Annotated in this window: 19 protein-coding genes and 1 tRNA gene; 15 read left to right on the forward strand and 5 right to left on the reverse strand. The window is 61.5% G+C overall.

All coding sequences use genetic code 11. The annotated features are described in order from the left end of the window. The first annotated feature begins 79 nt into the window (after positions 1–79). The 6 genes from QWI75_RS11575 to QWI75_RS11600 all read left to right on the forward strand — a co-directional run bounded on the left by QWI75_RS11575 (position 80) and on the right by QWI75_RS11600 (position 4,297). Positions 80–442, forward strand: coding sequence for a hypothetical protein (locus QWI75_RS11575; protein WP_289268730.1), 363 nt, complete (start codon positions 80–82; stop codon positions 440–442). A gap of 66 nt (positions 443–508) precedes the next feature. Continuing rightward, positions 509–931 carry a hypothetical protein gene (locus QWI75_RS11580; RefSeq protein WP_289268731.1) on the forward strand — a complete coding sequence of 141 codons (423 nt, stop codon included), beginning with the start codon at positions 509–511 and terminating at the stop codon, positions 929–931. Positions 932–1,044: 113 nt separating this feature from the next. Further along, positions 1,045–1,548, forward strand: a complete 504-nt coding sequence (locus tag QWI75_RS11585; protein ID WP_289268732.1) for a hemerythrin domain-containing protein — start codon at positions 1,045–1,047, stop codon at positions 1,546–1,548. A gap of 158 nt (positions 1,549–1,706) precedes the next feature. Then, positions 1,707–2,156, forward strand: coding sequence for a hypothetical protein (locus QWI75_RS11590; protein ID WP_289268733.1), 450 nt, complete (start codon positions 1,707–1,709; stop codon positions 2,154–2,156). Positions 2,157–2,342: 186 nt separating this feature from the next. Next, on the forward strand, positions 2,343–2,744 hold the full coding sequence (locus QWI75_RS11595; protein ID WP_289268734.1) for a hypothetical protein: 402 nt from the start codon (positions 2,343–2,345) through the stop codon (positions 2,742–2,744). Positions 2,745–3,439: 695 nt separating this feature from the next. Beyond that, positions 3,440–4,297: a DUF6279 family lipoprotein gene (locus tag QWI75_RS11600; RefSeq protein ID WP_289268735.1), complete on the forward strand. Its 858-nt coding sequence runs from the start codon at positions 3,440–3,442 to the stop codon at positions 4,295–4,297. Here QWI75_RS11600 and QWI75_RS11605 read toward each other — a convergent pair. After that, on the reverse strand, positions 4,288–4,449 hold the full coding sequence (locus QWI75_RS11605) for a hypothetical protein (RefSeq protein WP_289268736.1): 162 nt from the start codon (positions 4,447–4,449) through the stop codon (positions 4,288–4,290). The genes QWI75_RS11600 and QWI75_RS11605 overlap by 10 nt on opposite strands. A 181-nt stretch (positions 4,450–4,630) precedes the next feature. On the opposite strand from QWI75_RS11605, the gene QWI75_RS11610 reads away from it, so the two are divergent. The 4 genes from QWI75_RS11610 to QWI75_RS11625 all read left to right on the forward strand — a co-directional run bounded on the left by QWI75_RS11610 (position 4,631) and on the right by QWI75_RS11625 (position 11,969). Further along, complete coding sequence (locus tag QWI75_RS11610; RefSeq protein WP_289268737.1) at positions 4,631–4,897, forward strand: glutaredoxin family protein; 267 nt, start codon at positions 4,631–4,633, stop codon at positions 4,895–4,897. Between the two features lie 60 nt (positions 4,898–4,957). Continuing rightward, the gene (locus tag QWI75_RS11615) at positions 4,958–5,116 is read left to right on the forward strand and encodes a hypothetical protein (RefSeq protein ID WP_289268738.1); all 159 of its coding nucleotides are present in this window, start codon (positions 4,958–4,960) and stop codon (positions 5,114–5,116) included. Positions 5,117–5,217: 101 nt separating this feature from the next. Continuing rightward, a complete protein-coding gene (locus QWI75_RS11620; protein ID WP_289268739.1) occupies positions 5,218–8,511 on the forward strand; it encodes a PD-(D/E)XK nuclease family protein in 3,294 nt (1,097 codons plus the stop codon). Further along, on the forward strand, positions 8,508–11,969 hold the full coding sequence (locus QWI75_RS11625) for a UvrD-helicase domain-containing protein (protein ID WP_289268740.1): 3,462 nt from the start codon (positions 8,508–8,510) through the stop codon (positions 11,967–11,969). The genes QWI75_RS11620 and QWI75_RS11625 overlap by 4 nt, the downstream gene beginning before the upstream one ends. A 33-nt stretch (positions 11,970–12,002) precedes the next feature. Here QWI75_RS11625 and lgt read toward each other — a convergent pair whose 3' ends face one another. Continuing rightward, the gene (lgt, locus tag QWI75_RS11630) at positions 12,003–12,830 is read right to left on the reverse strand and encodes a prolipoprotein diacylglyceryl transferase (protein ID WP_289268741.1); all 828 of its coding nucleotides are present in this window, start codon (positions 12,828–12,830) and stop codon (positions 12,003–12,005) included. A gap of 361 nt (positions 12,831–13,191) precedes the next feature. On the opposite strand from lgt, the gene QWI75_RS11635 reads away from it, so the two are divergent. The 4 genes from QWI75_RS11635 to QWI75_RS11650 all read left to right on the forward strand — a co-directional run bounded on the left by QWI75_RS11635 (position 13,192) and on the right by QWI75_RS11650 (position 15,017). After that, complete coding sequence (locus QWI75_RS11635) at positions 13,192–13,443, forward strand: hypothetical protein (RefSeq protein ID WP_289268742.1); 252 nt, start codon at positions 13,192–13,194, stop codon at positions 13,441–13,443. A gap of 144 nt (positions 13,444–13,587) precedes the next feature. Next, a tRNA-Leu gene (locus QWI75_RS11640) sits at positions 13,588–13,676 on the forward strand. 28 nt (positions 13,677–13,704) lie between these two features. Continuing rightward, on the forward strand, positions 13,705–14,070 hold the full coding sequence (locus QWI75_RS11645; protein ID WP_289268743.1) for a response regulator: 366 nt from the start codon (positions 13,705–13,707) through the stop codon (positions 14,068–14,070). Between the two features lie 179 nt (positions 14,071–14,249). Beyond that, a complete protein-coding gene (locus QWI75_RS11650; protein WP_289268744.1) occupies positions 14,250–15,017 on the forward strand; it encodes a hypothetical protein in 768 nt (255 codons plus the stop codon). Between the two features lie 71 nt (positions 15,018–15,088). Here the strand turns inward: QWI75_RS11650 and QWI75_RS11655 are convergent, their stop codons facing one another. Next, a complete protein-coding gene (locus QWI75_RS11655; protein ID WP_289268745.1) occupies positions 15,089–15,406 on the reverse strand; it encodes a PilZ domain-containing protein in 318 nt (105 codons plus the stop codon). A 32-nt stretch (positions 15,407–15,438) separates the two neighbouring features. Further along, a complete protein-coding gene (locus QWI75_RS11660; protein ID WP_289268746.1) occupies positions 15,439–15,987 on the reverse strand; it encodes a hypothetical protein in 549 nt (182 codons plus the stop codon). Between the two features lie 49 nt (positions 15,988–16,036). Here QWI75_RS11660 and QWI75_RS11665 point away from each other — a divergent pair, with 49 nt between their 5' ends. Continuing rightward, positions 16,037–16,432 (forward strand): DUF423 domain-containing protein, encoded by a 396-nt coding sequence (locus QWI75_RS11665; RefSeq protein WP_289268747.1) that lies wholly within the window; start codon positions 16,037–16,039, stop codon positions 16,430–16,432. A 23-nt stretch (positions 16,433–16,455) separates the two neighbouring features. On the opposite strand, the gene QWI75_RS11670 is transcribed toward QWI75_RS11665, so the two are convergent. After that, positions 16,456–17,646, reverse strand: coding sequence for a hypothetical protein (locus QWI75_RS11670; protein ID WP_289268748.1), 1,191 nt, complete (start codon positions 17,644–17,646; stop codon positions 16,456–16,458). Between the last annotated feature and the right edge of the window lie 92 nt (positions 17,647–17,738).

The raw sequence follows: 17,738 nt of genomic DNA on the forward strand, positions 1-17,738 counted from the left end.
CCGATTGGAGTCTGCGGTTCGGCAAGAGCGGGTTTGCTGAGCCAAGCCTGGAGGCGTACAATCTTCTTAAGGGGGTTGTATGAAACCTCTCATTCTTAATTTCGTATCGCTGACCTTAGCCTGTGCTGCTCTTACGGCCTGCCAGCCGGACCGTCCAATCCCCCAACCGATCATGCTGTACCGAGCCGAGCTTGGAGCGGCGGACGCGCACGATGCAAAACAGGATCTTCAGGCTTGTCGTCATGAGGTGAACCAGGAAGCGCCCTTGACGATCCAACCCTTGGGCCTTCCGCCGATCGGCACGGTCGGCAGCCCGGTCGGTACGGTGGTGCTCGGCACCGTCGCGCCACCGCATCGAGTCTGGTCCTCCCAGTCTGCTTATCGAGAAGCCATTGAACGGTGCCTCGCAGCGCGCGGGTATCAGATTCAAGGCTGGGAGTAATCTTTGCGGCTGTCTGGATCAGTGCTTCGCATCGCCGCCAGAGGGGCAAAGATGAAGATGGGCAAGATGAAGATAGGATTGATGGGAATTGAAGAGAGAGTCGGCATGAGAGGCTGTTCCTGGGTTCATGCGCTGACGGCCATCGGCCTGCTTGCGTTTGCCTTTCCTTGCGGCGCGCAGGTGTCTCCCGCCCCTTCTCCAACGCCGGCTCCATCGACACCGAGTCTCCAACCGGCCTTGCAACCGGTTGTGACCGGGGCTGGCGGGATCACGCCCAGCGCGCAACCGGCCCCCGCTCCCACAGTCGGCACCACCGGGAGTTCCAGCGACCGTAAGTCGTTCGGCACGGTTGGGCAGGGCCTGCCAGGCATGCCGGGCGGGCCTCCCCTGACCTCGCCGAACGGCGCGCAGGATCCTTCCTCCAAATATATGCGTCCTCTTGTGATCGGTCCGCTCTTTTGCGATCCGGCTCTCGACATTCCCTGTTGACGCTAGCCCAAGTTCACACGCTAGGGGTTCGTCCAGCTTGTCTCGCCAGGACCTGATGGTACCGTGTGGGCTCCATCACCCTTTTATCCATGTTCCAAGTTGAAGGAGGATCTATGGCCCACACACCATCACAGGCGGTCGCCAACTCCGTGGTCGAGCTGCTCAAGGAGGACCATGAAAAGGTCAAGGGATTGTTCGCGGAGTATGAGGAGGCCGACTCCAGCCGAAAGCAGGATATCGCCGAAACCGCGCTTCAGGACCTGGAGGTGCATGCGGAACTGGAGGAGAAGCTCATCTATCCCGCTGTTCGCGAGGCGATTGACGACGATGCGCTAATGAACGAAGCGATCGAGGAACATCATCTGGTCCATGTGTCGATCAAAGAGCTCAAGAAGCTCAAGCCTGGTGATGCGAAATTCGACGCCAAGTTCAAGGTGCTCGGGGAGCTGGTCAAGCATCACATTAAGGAAGAGGAAGGTGAAATGTTGCCTCAGGCCGAGGAGGCCGACATCGATTGGGACGTTCTCGGAGCCAAGGTCATGAAGCGGCGGGAGCAGTTATTCTCCAAAACAGATGCCTCGGCACGGGGAGGGGGGAAGCGCAAGAGTCGGTCGTGACGGACGGCGGCTGCCTGATGCGGCATGATCGGCCGGCAGCGACCTTGGCGGTGTCGGTCTCAGTTCCATTGAACCGGCACCGCCCTGTAGGCTCCGCTTGATTTCGTACAGGATTGCGCCTATCCTGGTGCCCGCTGCTCACCGGGAGGGGAATGCCGATGCAGTCCGGTCCAGCCTCTCGCTTGGCGATTCTCCTATCGCTTGCCTTGCTCCTGACCATGCCGCTTCATCCCTCCATTGGCGTGGCTCAGAGTTTTTCAATCGAGCCTCATGCTGCCGCCCCGAGCCGCTTGCCGCTCGGGCTCTCTCCTTGGGAGCAGAATCTCATTGTCCGTATCCCCGCTGCGAACGGAAGCACATCCGTCCGCCTGCCGTTAATGGATGAAACCGGAGAGCGGGTGATCGGGGCGAAAGTCTGTGCCGCCGAACCGCCGCTGCTCATGGCGGAAGGTTCTAACGGATGCGAAATCATCTCTTGCGGAATGGGCATCAAACAGACCTGCAAGATCACCTGTCCGGCCGGACAAACACCCAAGTGCAGTTGCGATTGCGAGCGGTCCTTCGGCCCTATCTGCACGGACTACAAAGCCAACTGTCGCTGCGAGTAGGCCGGTTCGAACCACCCGCTTTCGTTCAAACTCATCCGAAGCGATCCTGCCAATAAACCGATTCCGCGCCTGGCTAGGGAGCACCCCAGTGGGGCGGATCTCGGTTAAAGGGTAGGCTGTATTTAGAGAATCTGGGAGGCCGTGAATCGTATGGTCGGAAACCTTGATCCGGAGCGAGGTGTTAAGATGGCCGTTGTTCCAGTGGTGTTCGTTCTGTCGTTCAGCGTGGGCCTGCTGGGCTTTTCGCCGCAGGATGCGGGCGCGGAAGGGAAAGGCAAGTCCGCCCAATCGTCAGGACCTGGCCGTCAGAGCGAACCACTTCAACAACCGGGCTTGATGCCGCCGCTGCCGCCGCCCGAGATCGATCCCGGCATTCAACAGTATCCTGAAACCATTCCGAATCCCGAATCGGTGGTCCCTCCACCCCAGGTCGATCCTGATATGGCCATCAATCCCGCGACCAGGGAGCCGTTGAAAGATTCTCCGGTCCCGCAACCAACTCCCCATCCCGGTCCTTCTGATCCTGTTCCGCCCGACCCCGTTCCAGCGCCGCCGACGCCGGTCCCTCCCGGTACACCAAGGCGTTAGCAACAGGCTGTAGGCAGGCTGGGGGTCGCCCTAGTGGGGCAGCCGTCAGGCCGATGGTATTGTCGGCTCATGGAGGACAAAACAGTACGTATGACCGGCCGCTCGCCCTGTTCGAACGGCATCAGGGGCGTGGCGCGTATAGCCGTCATGGCCGGATGGCTCCTGGCCGCATCTCAACCGTCATGGGCCGCCGACATGATGCCGCCGCCGCCTCCCGATGTAAGGGAAGACTCCGGCACAACGCCGCCGGCTATGCCGCTTCCTCCACCACCGGGGGTCCGTCCGGAGATGAGATCTCACCCGCAGACCATTCCAAATCCCAAGGCCAGCGTTCCGCCGGATCAACCGGCGCCGGAACTGCCTTTTGACGAGCCACTCTCGCAGAAGAACGCTCCGCCGCCAACCGTGCCTCCTGCGCGGCCGATTCCGGACCCGCCGCATGCGCCCGCCGCATCTCCGTGAGCAACGGCATCGACTGGCTGAGCGATCGATTCAAGGTCGCCACGGCCGAGCATGATGCCGGTGAGATTGGTGGCCCTGTGCGGCAGTCCGGATCGCCCGAGCCGACGGAAAAGGCCGTGTCCCGGCCCTTCCGTCTCGGCCCGGTGGCATCCACGCGGGGTCTGTGAGATGATCGAAGCCCGTTCCTGCAGTACGAACGAGAATCCTCCTCCCATGGTCTGCACAGAGGCCGCGTGGGATTTCGTTATCTAAAACGATGGATCGTCGCCTGCGTTGTGGCAGTCACGGCCGGTTGCGCGGCGATTCCCTTTGCCTATCGCCATGCAGATTCCCTGATTGCTTGGCAGGCCGATCACTATTTCAACCTGACCTCCGAGCAACGATCGGAACTCATTACCCGCCTCAAGTCGGTTCTGTCTCGTCATCGCCGAGAGGCCTTGCCGGAGTACGAACGTTTCCTGGCCGAGGTCAGAAGCAGGGTGGAACGGGGATTGACCGGCGACGATATTGACTGGTTCTACGAGGTGCTCGAACGGATGCGGGCCGACCTCATGGAACGGGTGGTGGCCGATGGCAGCCCGTTGCTGGTTTCGATGGCGCCTTCGCAAGTGGGGCATCTGGAGTCGGTCTTATTGCGTGAGAACGAGAAGGCCGCCCGTCTGGCCGAAGGGCCGGTGGAGGATCGCATTCGGAAGCGAGGTGAGCAGACCGTTGAGCTTGTACAGGACTGGACGGGGTCCCTGTCCAAGGAGCAACGGTCGCAGATTCGCGCCTGGAGCCGCGTATTACCCGACAGTGAGCCCCTGTGGTTTCGCTATCGGAAAGAACAACAACAGAGATGGCTTGCGCTGTTGCGCCGCCCCCTCACGTCCGCGACGGCAACCGGAGAGTGGCGGGAGGTCCTGATCCACCAGCTTCACACGGCTCCCGCCTGGTATCGTGACGCCGTTCTCGACTGGCGCGCCGGCGTCAAGACCCTGGCTCTTCGGATCGATAGGATCTTGACGCCACGCCAACGGGACCATGTGTCGCACCGCCTCCAAGAACTGATCGAGCAGATCCGTGCCCTCGAGACGGAGACTCACTCGTAATACACGACGACTGCGGCCTTGCCGCATTTCGCGCAGGACCCCTGTTTGGTCATCGGGGTCTTGCCTTCGTTCTCCGCAGCCTTGACTCCCGCGTCCTCGGAGCGTGCGACCTTGTTATAGCAGTCGCTGCAATAAGCGGCAGTTTGTCCCATGATCCCTCCTTGGCTCCCGCCTGCGAGGGGCTTCCTGTCCCTCGTTCCATCGCGGCGACTCAACGGCGCCGTCATGACCAGTATAGCGCGCCGCTTCCATCGCATAGACTCGGCGTCGCCCTTGCGCCTGCTTTTTCCGGGGTGTTAAGATTTTCCCTCTCGTTCATCAAGGAATCGCCCTATGCCGAACATTACCCTATTGGTCTCTCCCTCCTGCGGCGCGTGCCCCTCGGCCAAGAGCCTCTGGAAGGAATTGCGGGTGAAATACAGCTTCAGCTACCGCGAGGTGGACATCACCACCCCGGACGGACAGGAGCTGGCCGAACGCCATGCCATCCGGGCCGTGCCGGCCACGATCATTGACGGGCGGCTGACCTTTATCGGAGTGCCCAGCCGGCAAAGCGCTGAAAAGGCGCTGGAACAGAAAATCAAACAGCGCCAGGGCTGACGGAGAGCGTCCGGACCTGGCGCAAAACCCTTCAGACGCCCCACGGGAACAGGAGTCCTCATGGTCGAAGAAGACGATATCGAGTTGCCGATTCTCCCTCGGATTGACAAGGGGCCGCCTCCCGACTGCCCGATTTGCGGAGATCCCATGTCTTTCATCGACGGCGACTGGGCCTGCGTGGATTGCAACGGCGAGCTGCTTGGCCCGGAGACCGGGTAGCCGTTCACGTGCTTCGCCGCCCGTGAAGCGTGGCGAGCAAGGGCGCTGCCTGAACCCGCCCTCTCCGTTTCACGTTTCGCGCCTCACGAAACACGCGCGCAATGCTCCGCGTTTGCACCGGCCCCTTCCATCCCACGCTTGAATCAGCCCTCGTCGAGGACGTGCGCCGCCTGAAGACAGGCGAGCCCCTGGCCCCTCTCGCCATCATCGTTCCCTCGCAGTTGCTTATCGATCGGCTGCGGCGGTTGCTCGTGCTGGACGCACGGTTGCCTCTGCTGAATGTCCACTTTCTGACCTTCCATCAATTGGTGCTGAAGTTGACGTCGGAACGAGCCTTCGATGATTCCGAGACCCGGCCGCCGGCATCGGTGGACGACTTCTGTTTCGAGCAGTTGGCGCGGCATATCGTGTTGGAGAGACCATTGTCCGGCATGGAACCCCTGGAGCAGCTCGGGACCGCCGCCGGCACCTGGGCCGCGCTCTGGGCCACCCTGCGCGACATGAAGGACGGCGCGGTCGATCCTGCCGCCGCCATCCAGGCCGTTCGGGAAGGGCAGTTTGATTCGGAAGACTGTCCCTGGCTGGAGGCCCTGTTCACCCTCTATGCCGGAGTCCTGGAGGGAAGCAGGGTCCTTGGCATCGGCTCAGCCGACGACCTGGCGGCCGACGTTCTTCCTTGGATCCCCCACTCCCCGTTTCTGGCTCACCTCAGGCAGGCCATCTACTACGGTTTCTACGACCTTTCGCAGGTCCAACTGTCTCTGCTGGAGCGCATCGCACAAAGAACGGAAACCACCGTCTATTTTCCACTTGTTCAAACATCGGAATTCAAGTTTGCATTGAGGTTTTATGAGCGGCGTCTCCTGCCGCTGGCTGCTTCCACGGCCTTCTCTCCGGTCACGGATCTTCCGAACGCCGGGGGAACGGGGCAGGGAACTGTGAATAGGCAAGACAGCCTGGACGTAGAGATCACACACACGGTCGGGCCGGAGGAGGAACTGGCCGCCGTCTGCCGGGAAATTCTCGCGCTCGTCGAAACGCACGGCTATCGATTTGATGAAATCGGGGTCGTCGCCCGAACATTGGAGCCCTATGCCCCGCTGCTGTCGCGGCTGTTCGAGCAGCACCGTATTCCCTTCACATCCACGGCGGTCCGATTGCTCTTTGCCGAGCCTGTGACCAAGACCCTCTGGCAATTGGCCTCATTGAGGAACTCTGGTTTCTACGCCACGACCCTGTTGGATCTGTTGAGCTCACCCTACTATCGAACCGACGGCTCGGGTCTTACAGCCTTCGAGTGGCGGCCGGATCTCTGGCGGCTGGCAATTCAGGAACTGGGTATCACCAAGGGCGAACAAGAGTGGCGGCGTTTGGTCGAGGCCGGCCAGGAGACGAACGAGAGCAATGCCAACCCGCTGAGCGGGGGCGAAGAGGACGAACGAGATCAGGATTCGGATGAGGAGGATCGGGCGCCGGTCAAGGTCGGCCGTCGTGAATATGACCACCTATGGCGATTGGTTTCGCGGCTGATCGAGGATTGCCGTTCGCTGCCGGATCGAGGGACTGTTGCGGAGCTGACGAATCGGTTTCTTGAGCTCGCTGTCCGACACCTTTCCATCCCTGGATTGACCGAGGACGGCGAGCTGTCGGACGGGAAAACGCTCAAGGATCAGCATGCGACATCCGTCGCAGCGGCCCTCCAGGAGGCGTTTGACCGATTGCGCCAACTCGATCGCCTGGGACTGGAGCGGACGTGGGAGGAATGGACCGTCCTCTTGCAGCAGGTGTTCGAACGAGGAGTGATCCCGATCGGAGAGGCCGACCATGAGGGTGTGCAGGTGTTGGACGCCATGTCGGCCCGCGGGTTGCCGTTCAAGGCTCTCTGCCTGATCGGGCTGAACGAAAAGGTGTTTCCCCGTATGATCCGGGAAGATGCCTTCTTGCGCGACCGGTCTCGGCGGGTGCTCGACGCGACGTTGGGCTACAAGATCGATGAAAAGCTGGCCGGCTATGACGAGGAGCGCCTGCTCTTCTCGCTGCTCTGTCAGGCGGCGACCTCGCGGTTGTTGTTGTTTTATCAGCGGGCCGATGTCGAAGGGCGGCTTCTCGCCTCCTCCACCTTTCTGGAAGAGGCGCGCCGTCGATACGGCTTGTCGGCGGAGCAGGACGAAGCGGTTCCCAGACAGCTCACGGAACTCGTGAATCGGCGTCCATCGGTGATCCGATTGCTCCCGATCCAGACCGTGATCCTTCACCGGATTCTTCGACAGCAGGATCCGGGCGATCTGTTGCAGGCGATGGAACGACCCGTGGAGCTGTTTCAACAGGGCTATGCCTCGTTGCGTCCGCTGGAATTCGGTTCAAGTCAGGTCGGAGACTATGACGGGCTCACCGGTCCGCTGGCGGACCATTGGAAGAGGGCGCTCGAGGCGGGATTCTCGCCGAGCGCGCTGGAATCCTATGCTCGCTGTCCCTTCCAGTACTTTGGAAGGCAGGTCCTGCGGCTCAAATCCGTACGTCCGGACCGTGAAGAAGGTCCGGCGCCCAGGCTTATCGGCACCCTCTGCCATGATGCGCTGCGCCTCTGCTACGAACGGCTGACGGCAGCGGGATGGCCCGATGCCCTTGGCGACGGCAGCGCGCTGGCCGGTATCATCCGCACGGCAGTCCATGAGGTCTTTGACGCCCATGAAGCGAGCATGGCCACGGGATATCAGCTCCTCTGGAACCTCGCATGGGACCTTGTCAGGGACCTGGTGCAGGAGGCGATTCTGTCCGATCGGGAAGATTGCCTTCAAACCGGCTATCGTCCCGTCGCGTTTGAGTTGGAGGTCGAGGGGAGGCTCACCGCCTGCGAGACGCCGGAGACGCCCGTGATCAAGATTCGAGGCCGCTTGGACCGCGTGGATCAGCGGCAACAGGATGCAAGCCTGCGCATCGTCGATTACAAGTACAAACAGGGGTTCAATCAGAAAAAAGAGGATCGGGACCTCGCGACCGCCGCCCTGCGCGGTGCTCGGTTGCAGCCACCACTCTATGCTCGAATGAGCATCCCGGTTCAAAGCCAGACCGGCGCCTCCGATGACAGTCTCTCGTATCCGGACCTCGTGGAGTTTCTCTTTCTGGCCCCTCACTGGACTCCCAGGATCGATCGCTCGTCCTTCCCGGCGGCCCTTTGGACATCAGCCGCCGGTTCTCTCTTGCAGCGGACGATTCAGACCTGGCTCCGCGGTATCCGCGAAGGACAATTCGTGATCCTGCCGGACTCTTACTGCGAGCATTGCGAGCTGGCCTCGGCCTGCCGCCTCCAACACGGACCGACCTGGAGCCGGGCCTTTCATTCGATCCAGGGTCGGACCATGCGGGCGCTGCGGAAGCAGAAGGTGCCGGAATGAGCGAGCCGTTGTTATCCGATGCGGAGGCCCGCGCAGCGGCGGAAACCACCTTCGACCGGAACATTGTCGTGGAGGCGGGAGCCGGGACCGGCAAGACTACCCTGCTGGTGAATCGGTTTCTGCATCTGCTGTTGCGGGAGCCCGGTTCGATCCCGATCACCAAGATCGTGGCCTTGACCTTTTCAAACAAGGCCGCGACCGAGATGAAGATTCGGTTGCGCAACCGGCTGCACGCGCTGGTGTCGTCGGCCGCCAATGCCAGATTGCCATGGCAGGCTCCCGCGCCGCGACCGGAAGCCGGGCAGAATGAAACAGCCCGTCAGGTGGACGAGTTGCGGGCACGGTACAGGTTGTCCGAGGATGAGATCGTCCGCCGGGCGGAGGCCGCCCTTCAGGATATCGAAAAGGCCCAAATCGGAACCCTCCACAGTTTCGCCGCCCATCTGCTCCGGCTCTACCCGCTCGAAAGTATGGTCCCGCCTCTGTTCCAGGAGGATGACGGCCTGCGGTTCGACGAGCATGTGACCACCTGTTGGCGAGTCTGGATTGATCGAGAACTTGGAGTGGAGGGAACGCAGCATGAGCAGTGGAAGTTCGTGTTGGGTCGACTCCGGCTGGATCAAATGCAGGAGCTGGCGCGTGAACTCTGTAGCGAACTCGTCTCGCTGGATGAGCTGATCGCCCAGGTGCGCAGTCCGCAACTTCCTGAACCCTTGCGACAGTGGCTTGCCGATTTTACGCGGATCGCAGAGGCGCTTGTGGCGGAACGGGCGGGATCCAGGATGCTCAAGATCGATGAGATGCTTCAGGCGTCGGCTTCATTGTTCAGGCTGCTCCTGGCTCATGGAACCGACGGCCTTCGCCACCTCGGGGAGCCGGATCGAGCACAACTGGACCGCGACATCGGCGGCCGCCCCAAGGGCATGGGCGAGCAGGCCTTCGAGACTGCGGCGATCGTAATCAGGGCCGCAAAGGCTTGCCTGACGGTCGAGACCGACCTCGCCGGGACGGTGATGGCGTTGTTGGCGCCCTTTTCCAGGGAGGTCCGCCGGTCGTTTGTCGAATCCGGTTGGCTGTCGTTCGATGGGTTGACGGCCCGCGCGCGCGCCCTGCTCCGCGACCATCCATTCGTCCGCGAGAGGCTCAAGCGGGACTATCGCGCCCTGCTGGTCGATGAGTTCCAAGATACGGACCCGGCGCAATATGAACTGGTCCTGTACCTTGCCGAGCAGCTCGGACAACAGGCCCGCGCTTGGCAGGACATCGAGTTGGAGCCGGGCAAGCTCTTCATCGTCGGCGATCCCAAGCAATCCATCTATGCGTTCCGGCGGGCCGACATCGAGGCGTTCGACCGGGTGGTGGAGATGCTGGAGAGCGGAGGAGGGGAGCGGCACACCCTCACCACGAACTTCCGCAGCCACGGCTCGGTGCTGTCGGTCGTAAACGAACTGTTCGAGCGAGCCTTCGTCCCGCAACCGCATCTGCAACCCTCGCCCGTGCGGTTAAACGTCAAACCGAACCGCTCGCCCTTGGTCGGACAGCCGGGGGTCGAACTTCATCTGGTCACCGGGCAGGGAGTGGAAGAAGAATTCGACTCGGCCGCCGCCACAAGGGCCGAGGCCGAGTCCTTGGCCCGGTGGATCGCGGAGGACTTGCTGCCGCGGGAGCAGTGCATGGACGAACGGGGGACCGCAAGTCCGCTGAAGCCGGGGCATGTCGCGATCCTCTTTCGCAAGCTCACCCAGGCGCAGGACTATCTCGATGCCCTGCGCCGGCACGGAATCTCCTACGTCACCGATGGAGAAAAACATTTCTACCGGCGTCAGGAAGTGATCGACTTGGTGAATGTCTTGCGCGTGATCGAGAACCCCAACGATGCGATTGCGATGGTCGGCCTGCTGCGGTCGTCCATCGGCGGCCTGTCGGACCGGGACCTCTATGAACTCGGTTCCCGCCGGGCGTTGGACTATCGCCTGGCGGATCGATTGGACTCCTGGGACAGTTCCCACGTCGAGGCGATTCGCCGGTTGTATCACGAGCTGCGGCAGTTGCACCGCGAGTCGCCGAGGCTGCCGCTCTCCGAAGCCGTGGCACAGGTCTTTGCCCGCCTTCCCTTGCTCGAGCTGGCGGCGGCGTCCTTGCACGGAGAACAGGCGGTCGCCAATCTCTTGAAGGTACAACAAATGGCGGCTTCGCTCTCCGATCGCCCATCCCTGACCCTGAACGGGTTCGTCGAAGAAATGATCAAACGGCTGGAGGAGCAGCCCCAGGAATCGGAAAGCGCGCTGGCCGAGGATTCCCCCGACTCAGTCCACGTGCTGACGATCCATAAGGCGAAGGGATTGGAATTTCCCGTCGTGATCTTGCCCGGCCTGCATCAGGGCGCAAGAGGCCAGGGCCGGTCGCGCTTGATCGGCCATGATTGGTCCAGCGGCCTCTATGGTTTGTGGCTGGCCGACGGTAGGGCCCAGACCCTTGGCAGTGTGCTCGTGCAGTCCAAACAGCAGGCACGGGAAGAGGCGGAGCAGCGGCGCGTATTGTACGTCGGGATGACGAGGGCGAAGGATCGACTGGTCTTGTCGGGAGGGGTGACCCGCCGGACCGGACAGGATACGACGCTCTCCCTGTTGAGGGAGATTGTGGAATCCGGCCTCGGCGATCCCGCGGTCTCTCGCCTCACGATCGGCGATGCGGTGATCGGGCAGACGGTCGCGCCCGCGCAGGCGTCGGGCCAGTTGCCGAGGGTCGGCTGGACCGGAGGGCTGAAACCAGCCGATCGCGATTCACCGGTCATCGAAAGCTGGACCGGCCGCACGGAACGATGGCGTGCAGCTCAGGGACGGCCTCGTTTTCTGACCCCATCCGGCATGACGGAGGCCATGAGCGTCAGCCGGCCATGGAAAGGAGGAGGGAGCGGCCAAGGGCGGAGCCGGCGGATCAGCCAGGTGATCGGGCAGTTGGCCCATTACCTTCTCGAACAATGGGATTTTGGGGCAAGCCTAGATGAGTTCCCTTCCGTGATCGCAACCCTCTGCCGGTCCCAGCTTCCCCCTGATTGCGAAGCGGATCGAACGCAGATTCAGGCTGAACTGGAGGGGCTTTTCGAGGCGTTTGGCCGTTCCGAGCCCTATCGGTCGTTACAGAGGGCCGAACTGCTCGGCCGCGAGGTGCCGTTCTCGATTCCCTGGGCACCAGGAGAGGGCCGAGCATCAAGAACGGACCGGCCCTCGCTGCAGGTGATGACGGGGACGATCGACGTGGTCTATCGCCTGGACGGACAGGTCTGGGTCGCGGACTACAAGACCGATGCGGCGGAGAACCACGAGTTGCCGGAACTGGCTGGCCGCTATGCCTGGCAGGCCCAGGTCTATCGAGCTGCAGTGCGACAGGCCCTCGCCGTTGAGCAGGTGGGCTTTCAGTTCATTTTTCTCCGGCAGGGGCTGATGATCGCAGGGTGACAGCGGCTGGGCGCCTGTGTCCGGCCGGAAACGTTACGCGCGTCGTGCACGGCTCCTCTCGGAGGCGATCGAGGATTGGCCACGACCCTGGCGCCAATAGGCCCACCAGATGATCCCGATGCCAATCAGGATCATTGGGGTGCTGAGCACTTGTCCCATTGAGATCTGGTCAAAGATAAATCCCATCTGAGGGTCGGGCTCCCGAAAGAATTCGACCGTGACCCGACAGAGTCCGTAACCAGCGAGAAAGCTTCCGCAGAGGGTTCCGGGAGGAACGGGACGCCGGCTGATCAACCAGAGCAGGGTGAAGAGGAGGGCGCCTTCCAGCATGGCCTCATAGAGTTGAGATGGATGTCGGCACTCCGGGCCGCCTGCCGGAAACACCATGCACCAGGGGACATCAGTCGGCCGGCCAAACAACTCGCCGTTGATGAAATTGCCCAGCCGACCGAAGCCCAGCCCGATCGGGGTGGCCGCAGCCGCCAGGTCGGCGATCGTGATGAAGGGGATTCCTCGGCGGTAGCTGAAGAAGATCAGGGCAGCCAAGACCCCGATCAAGCCTCCGTGGAACGACATGCCCCCTTCCCAGACCGCCACGATCTTCAAGGGGTTTTGAAGGTAGTACGGGAGATTGTAGAACAACACGTAGCCGAGCCTCCCTCCCAGGAAGACCCCCAGGGCGCCGAACACGATCATGTCGTACACATGATCGGCGGTCATCGGAAGCTCCCGCTTCGTCACCCTGTTGCGGATGAAAAAATAGGCGCTGGTCAGACCGATGAGGTACATCAGTCCGTACCAGCGCAAGGCCAATGGTCCGATTTGCACAATAATCGGGCTGATATTGGGATAGGGGATCATGATGTGATCTGAAACGATGGTTAGAGCTGGTTGCAGGTGATGGGCGCATCATAGGTGATTGCCCGATGACTTGCAACGCCGGCCAACCGGCCAAGGAAGCGGCTTTGCCGAGGTTGAAGGCACCTGTCTATTTTTTGCAACCCTGTCGCCACACTTGTGGTGAAAATGTGACCAGCCTCAAGCCAGGGACTTCAGCGATGCGAGACGAACTCCGCTGAATTCTTGAAAGTCGCATGGAACCGGAAGTGGCACGAATGATGCTGAGCCAACGGGCGAGTACTCGGCGATTCGGGCGCCCGATCAGAACGGTTTGCACAGGCTCGGTTATTCACCCTGTTGTTGTTTCAAGGAGGGCCATCCCATGTCTTTCAATGGTCGTGAAGCAGCCAAGCTGGCCGGGTGGTTTGCAGGGGGGGCGTTGGTCGGTGTCGGGGCGGGACTGCTACTGGCTCCGCAGGCAGGCACTGACAGCAGGCGAGCGATGGTACGGTACGCCAAGCGGGTGCAGATCGAGGCCATCCGCGTCGGACGGGCGCTCAAGACCGGCGCGCAGGAGGTCGGAAAATCCCTGGCCGACAGGCGCGAGTCCCACAAGATGGGAGAGGCGGCCTAGCGGACCCTCTCCTTCGTTACCGGTTTCCTTCCCTTTTGAACCCGGGTCCGAGACGGCCGAGTCTCGACCCGGGCGCGATTCCTCCCCTTTGTCTTGATTCAAATACCCGTCAATGTTACAGTTTCTACTTACGGCGTAGCTGACGCCGGAGTGGCGGAATAGGCAGACGCAAGGGACTTAAAATCCCTCACCCCGAAAGGGGTGTACCGGTTCGATCCCGGTCTCCGGCACCACTGCATGGGGAGGGATCAAGGAGACACGATGTTTTCAATCTTGCTGACCGATGACGACGAAGGTGTCCGGACCGCCTTGCGCCTGAACCTTGAGGCTGCCGGCTATCAGGTGAAAGAAGCCAGAGGGGGGCGCGAAGCGTTGGAGCTGTATCGCCAGGCGCCCACGGATGTGGTGGTCACCGACATTTTGATGCCCGACACGGATGGGCTGGAAGCCACCTTGGTACTCGCCCGAGAGTATCCGGACGCCAAGATCATCGCCATGACAGGGGCCAGCGGGAAGACCAACTTTCTTGATGTGGCCAAGCTCTTCGGCGCCCAGAAGGTGCTCCAAAAGCCCTTCCCAATGGAAGAGCTCCTCCAGGCGATCCGGGAAGTCTTGAAGCCTGCCTAAAGGACGATCCGCCCCCGGCTCCGTGAAACGGCGTTCGACCGCCTATCTGAGACCCTCTCTCCGTCCGGTTTCTGTGCCCACGTTCTCAATCTGTCGCAGCTCCTTTTCAAGGGGTCCCCATAGGCCTGGTGCTATACTTCCTCACGTATCCGGCTGCATCAGAACGGAGGCGTGCAGTGATGGGTGGGGTGATCGTCCCGGAAATCGTCCCGTACTTGGCGGGTCTTCTAGCTCTTCTCGTGGTCTGGGAGTATCACCAGATCCTGGTGCTGAAGGGGCGGATTCAGGCCGTCGATATTTTTGATCGATCCGGCATCCGCATGTATATCCATGTCGCTCCTTCCAACAACGATACCTGTGCCGGTTGCCAGGACCTTCACGGCCGGGTCTTCCTTCCCAGCATGGTCGCGAAACGGCTGAGCAATCCGTCGCAGGGCCATTGCACCAACCCTGGCGGATGCCGCTGTCTCTTGATCGGATTGTATGGGGCTTGGCCCGAAGGCCGTCACCTGGTCGAGCGGCTCCGGACGGCTAAACGAAAGCCCGTGAAATTAAATGATGAGGAGTTGTTGCGGCTGATCAACGGGCCTTGGGAGCAGAGCGTGAGCGCGGAAACCGACCGCATTTCGGTCCATATGCTGGAAGCCCTGTCCTATGAGCTGAGCAATCCCGACACGTCCATTATGGGCTATCGCTATGTCATCGACCATGCCAAGCAGGTCCGCGATCTTCAATGTGTGTTGCCCTCCTTCATGAGGATGGCCGACTTGTTGATTGCTCAACGCCGGCACAGCGACGCCTTGGCGGTGATCGACCAGTTCGAGAAACGTTATGCGAAGAAGAAGACCGGGCCGTTGTATCCGACGGAAATCCAACGGGGCTTGATGTCGCTCAAAAAAGCCCGGCTCACCAAGGTCCTCCCCTCCGGTTCGCCTGCGGCGGCATGATCCATTTCGCGACAGCGGGTTGGAACAGCACCTGAGGGCTGTAGGTTTATGGGGCGGTAGATTCCGAGCGTTCAGAGCGTCGAGAGGAACTGCTTCAACCGCTGCGTCTCGGGCTCCTGCATTTGAAGAAAGTCGATTCCGAATCGCTCCCCCGCCGACCACCGAACCACGCCAAGATCGATCATCAACGGCGCCAGCCCGCTAGGCAGGCTGATGATCAACTCCACGAAAGCTCCGACGGGCACCCGCGTCTGTCCCTTAATGCCGCAGCCGGACCGCGAGAGATTGCAAACCAAGCCCTTGCCCGTGACCTGATCGCCCGTAAATTCAACCGATAGGTGGACCTCATGGCGAGGGTTGTGACGGAAATCGATCTGTTTTTTGAACATGGTGGTCCTGTTCCGGTGGTTGGACTGTAAGTTTACCACCGGCCCAGCCAATGCTTGGTGCCGGCCAAATAGAAGACCACCGAGACAAGGATGATGGACAGGGTGGGGACCAGGTAGCCGGCAATGGTGGTCGGGCTCAAAAACCGGATGAGGAACATCATGCAGGCGGCAATCCCCGTGACCAGCAAGGTCATTCGTTTGGCGCAGGGCCGCCGTTCCAACCCTTCGTAGGAACGAAAGATCCACACGATAAACCAGCCGATCATGCCGACTACCACCGCCCCTGCCATGCTGGTCGAGGCCCAGAAGAGGACCGATCGCATGTCCTCAAATCCAATGGCGCCGAAGTTGGAACCGGTCACCCGAAACCATTCCCCGGCTACCAACAGGCCCCAGATCAGCCCGACCCCGATGAGAAAGGGCACACGCCCCATCTCTTTCGTCTCCTCCGCTCGGGGTGAGGAGCCGGACGACCGGGCCGAACGTTGCCGTCCGAACAGCAGCGTGAGGTCGTACCCGCAGGAACAGCGCAAGGTATGGTCCTCATGGCTCAGCAGACAACGGGGACACTCAATAGCCATTGACTTGACGGCCCTTCGCTCGATAGAGAGTATAGCCTGGCGACACCGTATGAGACGATTCGCACTCCCGCTTGGCTCTTGCTTGGCTCTCCTCGGGGTAGCAGCCGGAGCCTTCGGCGCCCATGCCCTGAAGGGGATCCTGACCTCCGAATCGCTCCAGGTCTTTGAAGTCGGGGTGAGATATCAACTGTATCACGCCTTCGGGCTTCTGGCCGTCGGGCTCTTGGGCCGGCAGGATTGGTCTGGTCACTTGAACCGGGCCGCCGTCCTTTTTGCCGCCGGCATCGTCGTCTTTTCCGGAAGCCTCTTCATGCTGGCCCTGACAGGGATCCGATGGCTGGGCGCCCTCACGCCTCTCGGAGGGATCTGTTTTCTCGGCGGCTGGGCCTCTCTCGCTTGGGATACGTGGTCGCGCCGGGGGCCGGCTCGCAAGGGACCTAGTTAAGTGCATAAACGGGTTGCGCCCGCCTATCGGGTTGATTCCGGCTTGCAGGCCTTGAGCCGCTTGCCCGTGATGCTGCCCCATGAGCCAGCCGTGTTGACGAACGATCCCTCCAGCCTCTGTCCCTCCCCCACGAACAACAGGCTGTCTTCCTGTTGTTGTGAGCCACCGAACTCCCATCGCAAATAGACGCTATCCCCCAGCACCACCACCTCGGCTGGTTTGACCGCATCCGAGCCATCCGGCCCTGCGGGACCGAATGTCAGGACGCTCTTGCTGTCCGAGTGATTGCGGTGGTTGTGCACCACCCACTGCCAGGTTCCGCAGAGCCGCTTGAGGCCGATGGTCTCCCGCACTCTGTCGCGAACCCCCTTTTCCCAGGCCCATTCCCGTATCACGGCGAGCGAGGCCGCCTGCTCAACCGCCGCCGCTTCCTTCGCAAGCCGGGCCAGGAGATACGGCAGCAACCGATTGACGAAATACTGCCCGGCCAGTTGCGCGCGAACGTCTTCGGCGACCGTGGGCATCAAATCGCTGTCGAACAATCTGGTGCGAAGGGCCTCGGCGCCTTTCTCCTCGATGAGCGGCCATGCCATCCGTCCATTCTCGATGAAAGGATACCGTTGCTCCACTGTCGCTTGATAGTGCTCGTATGGAGCGAGCCGATCCTGTGCTTGAGGCAGAGCCGCACCAGCGAGCAGTGTGTCAGTCAGGGCAATCAACCGAAGTGTCGCGTCTCCGTTGGTGGCGGCCTTCTCGAACGACGCCTGCTTTCGAAGCTGATCCAGGAGAGGCGCCAGGGATTCCTGCAGGGGCTTCTGATGGTCTCCTTCGGCGACGGCGCGAAGCCCGGATGCAAGGCGCCAGCGGTTCAACTCGCCAACTAAGCGAATCGCCGAAGCTTGAAGGTCCTGATGCGACAGGCCTGCGCCAGGGGGGAGGGCCCGTTCGCCGGCTCTGAGGAGCAGGGCCACATCGTTCACCCCAAGCCTGGGTGCCACGGCCGTCACGAAGACCTTGGCCATCTCTTGCGCAGAAGTCAGCCCGGCGAGCGAGCTATCGAGATCGATGAGGAGGCGTTGGAAATCGGGAAGCGACGATCCGGCTTGATTTGCCTCGATCGGCTCGCCGGCTTCGAGCCGGGGTGGAGCCCATGGAGACAGGCTCCCGGCCATACACAGGGCAAACAGGATGGAGGGGAAACGATGCCGACTCATGACGGTTCCTACCATGGTGTATTGTCCGACAACCCCAGACCTATCGCAAGGTCAGGTCGCCGGCAGCGCCTATCCGCTGAACGATCACGACT

This window comes from Nitrospira tepida (assembly GCF_947241125.1).
Taxonomy (GTDB): domain Bacteria; phylum Nitrospirota; class Nitrospiria; order Nitrospirales; family Nitrospiraceae; genus Nitrospira_G; species Nitrospira_G tepida.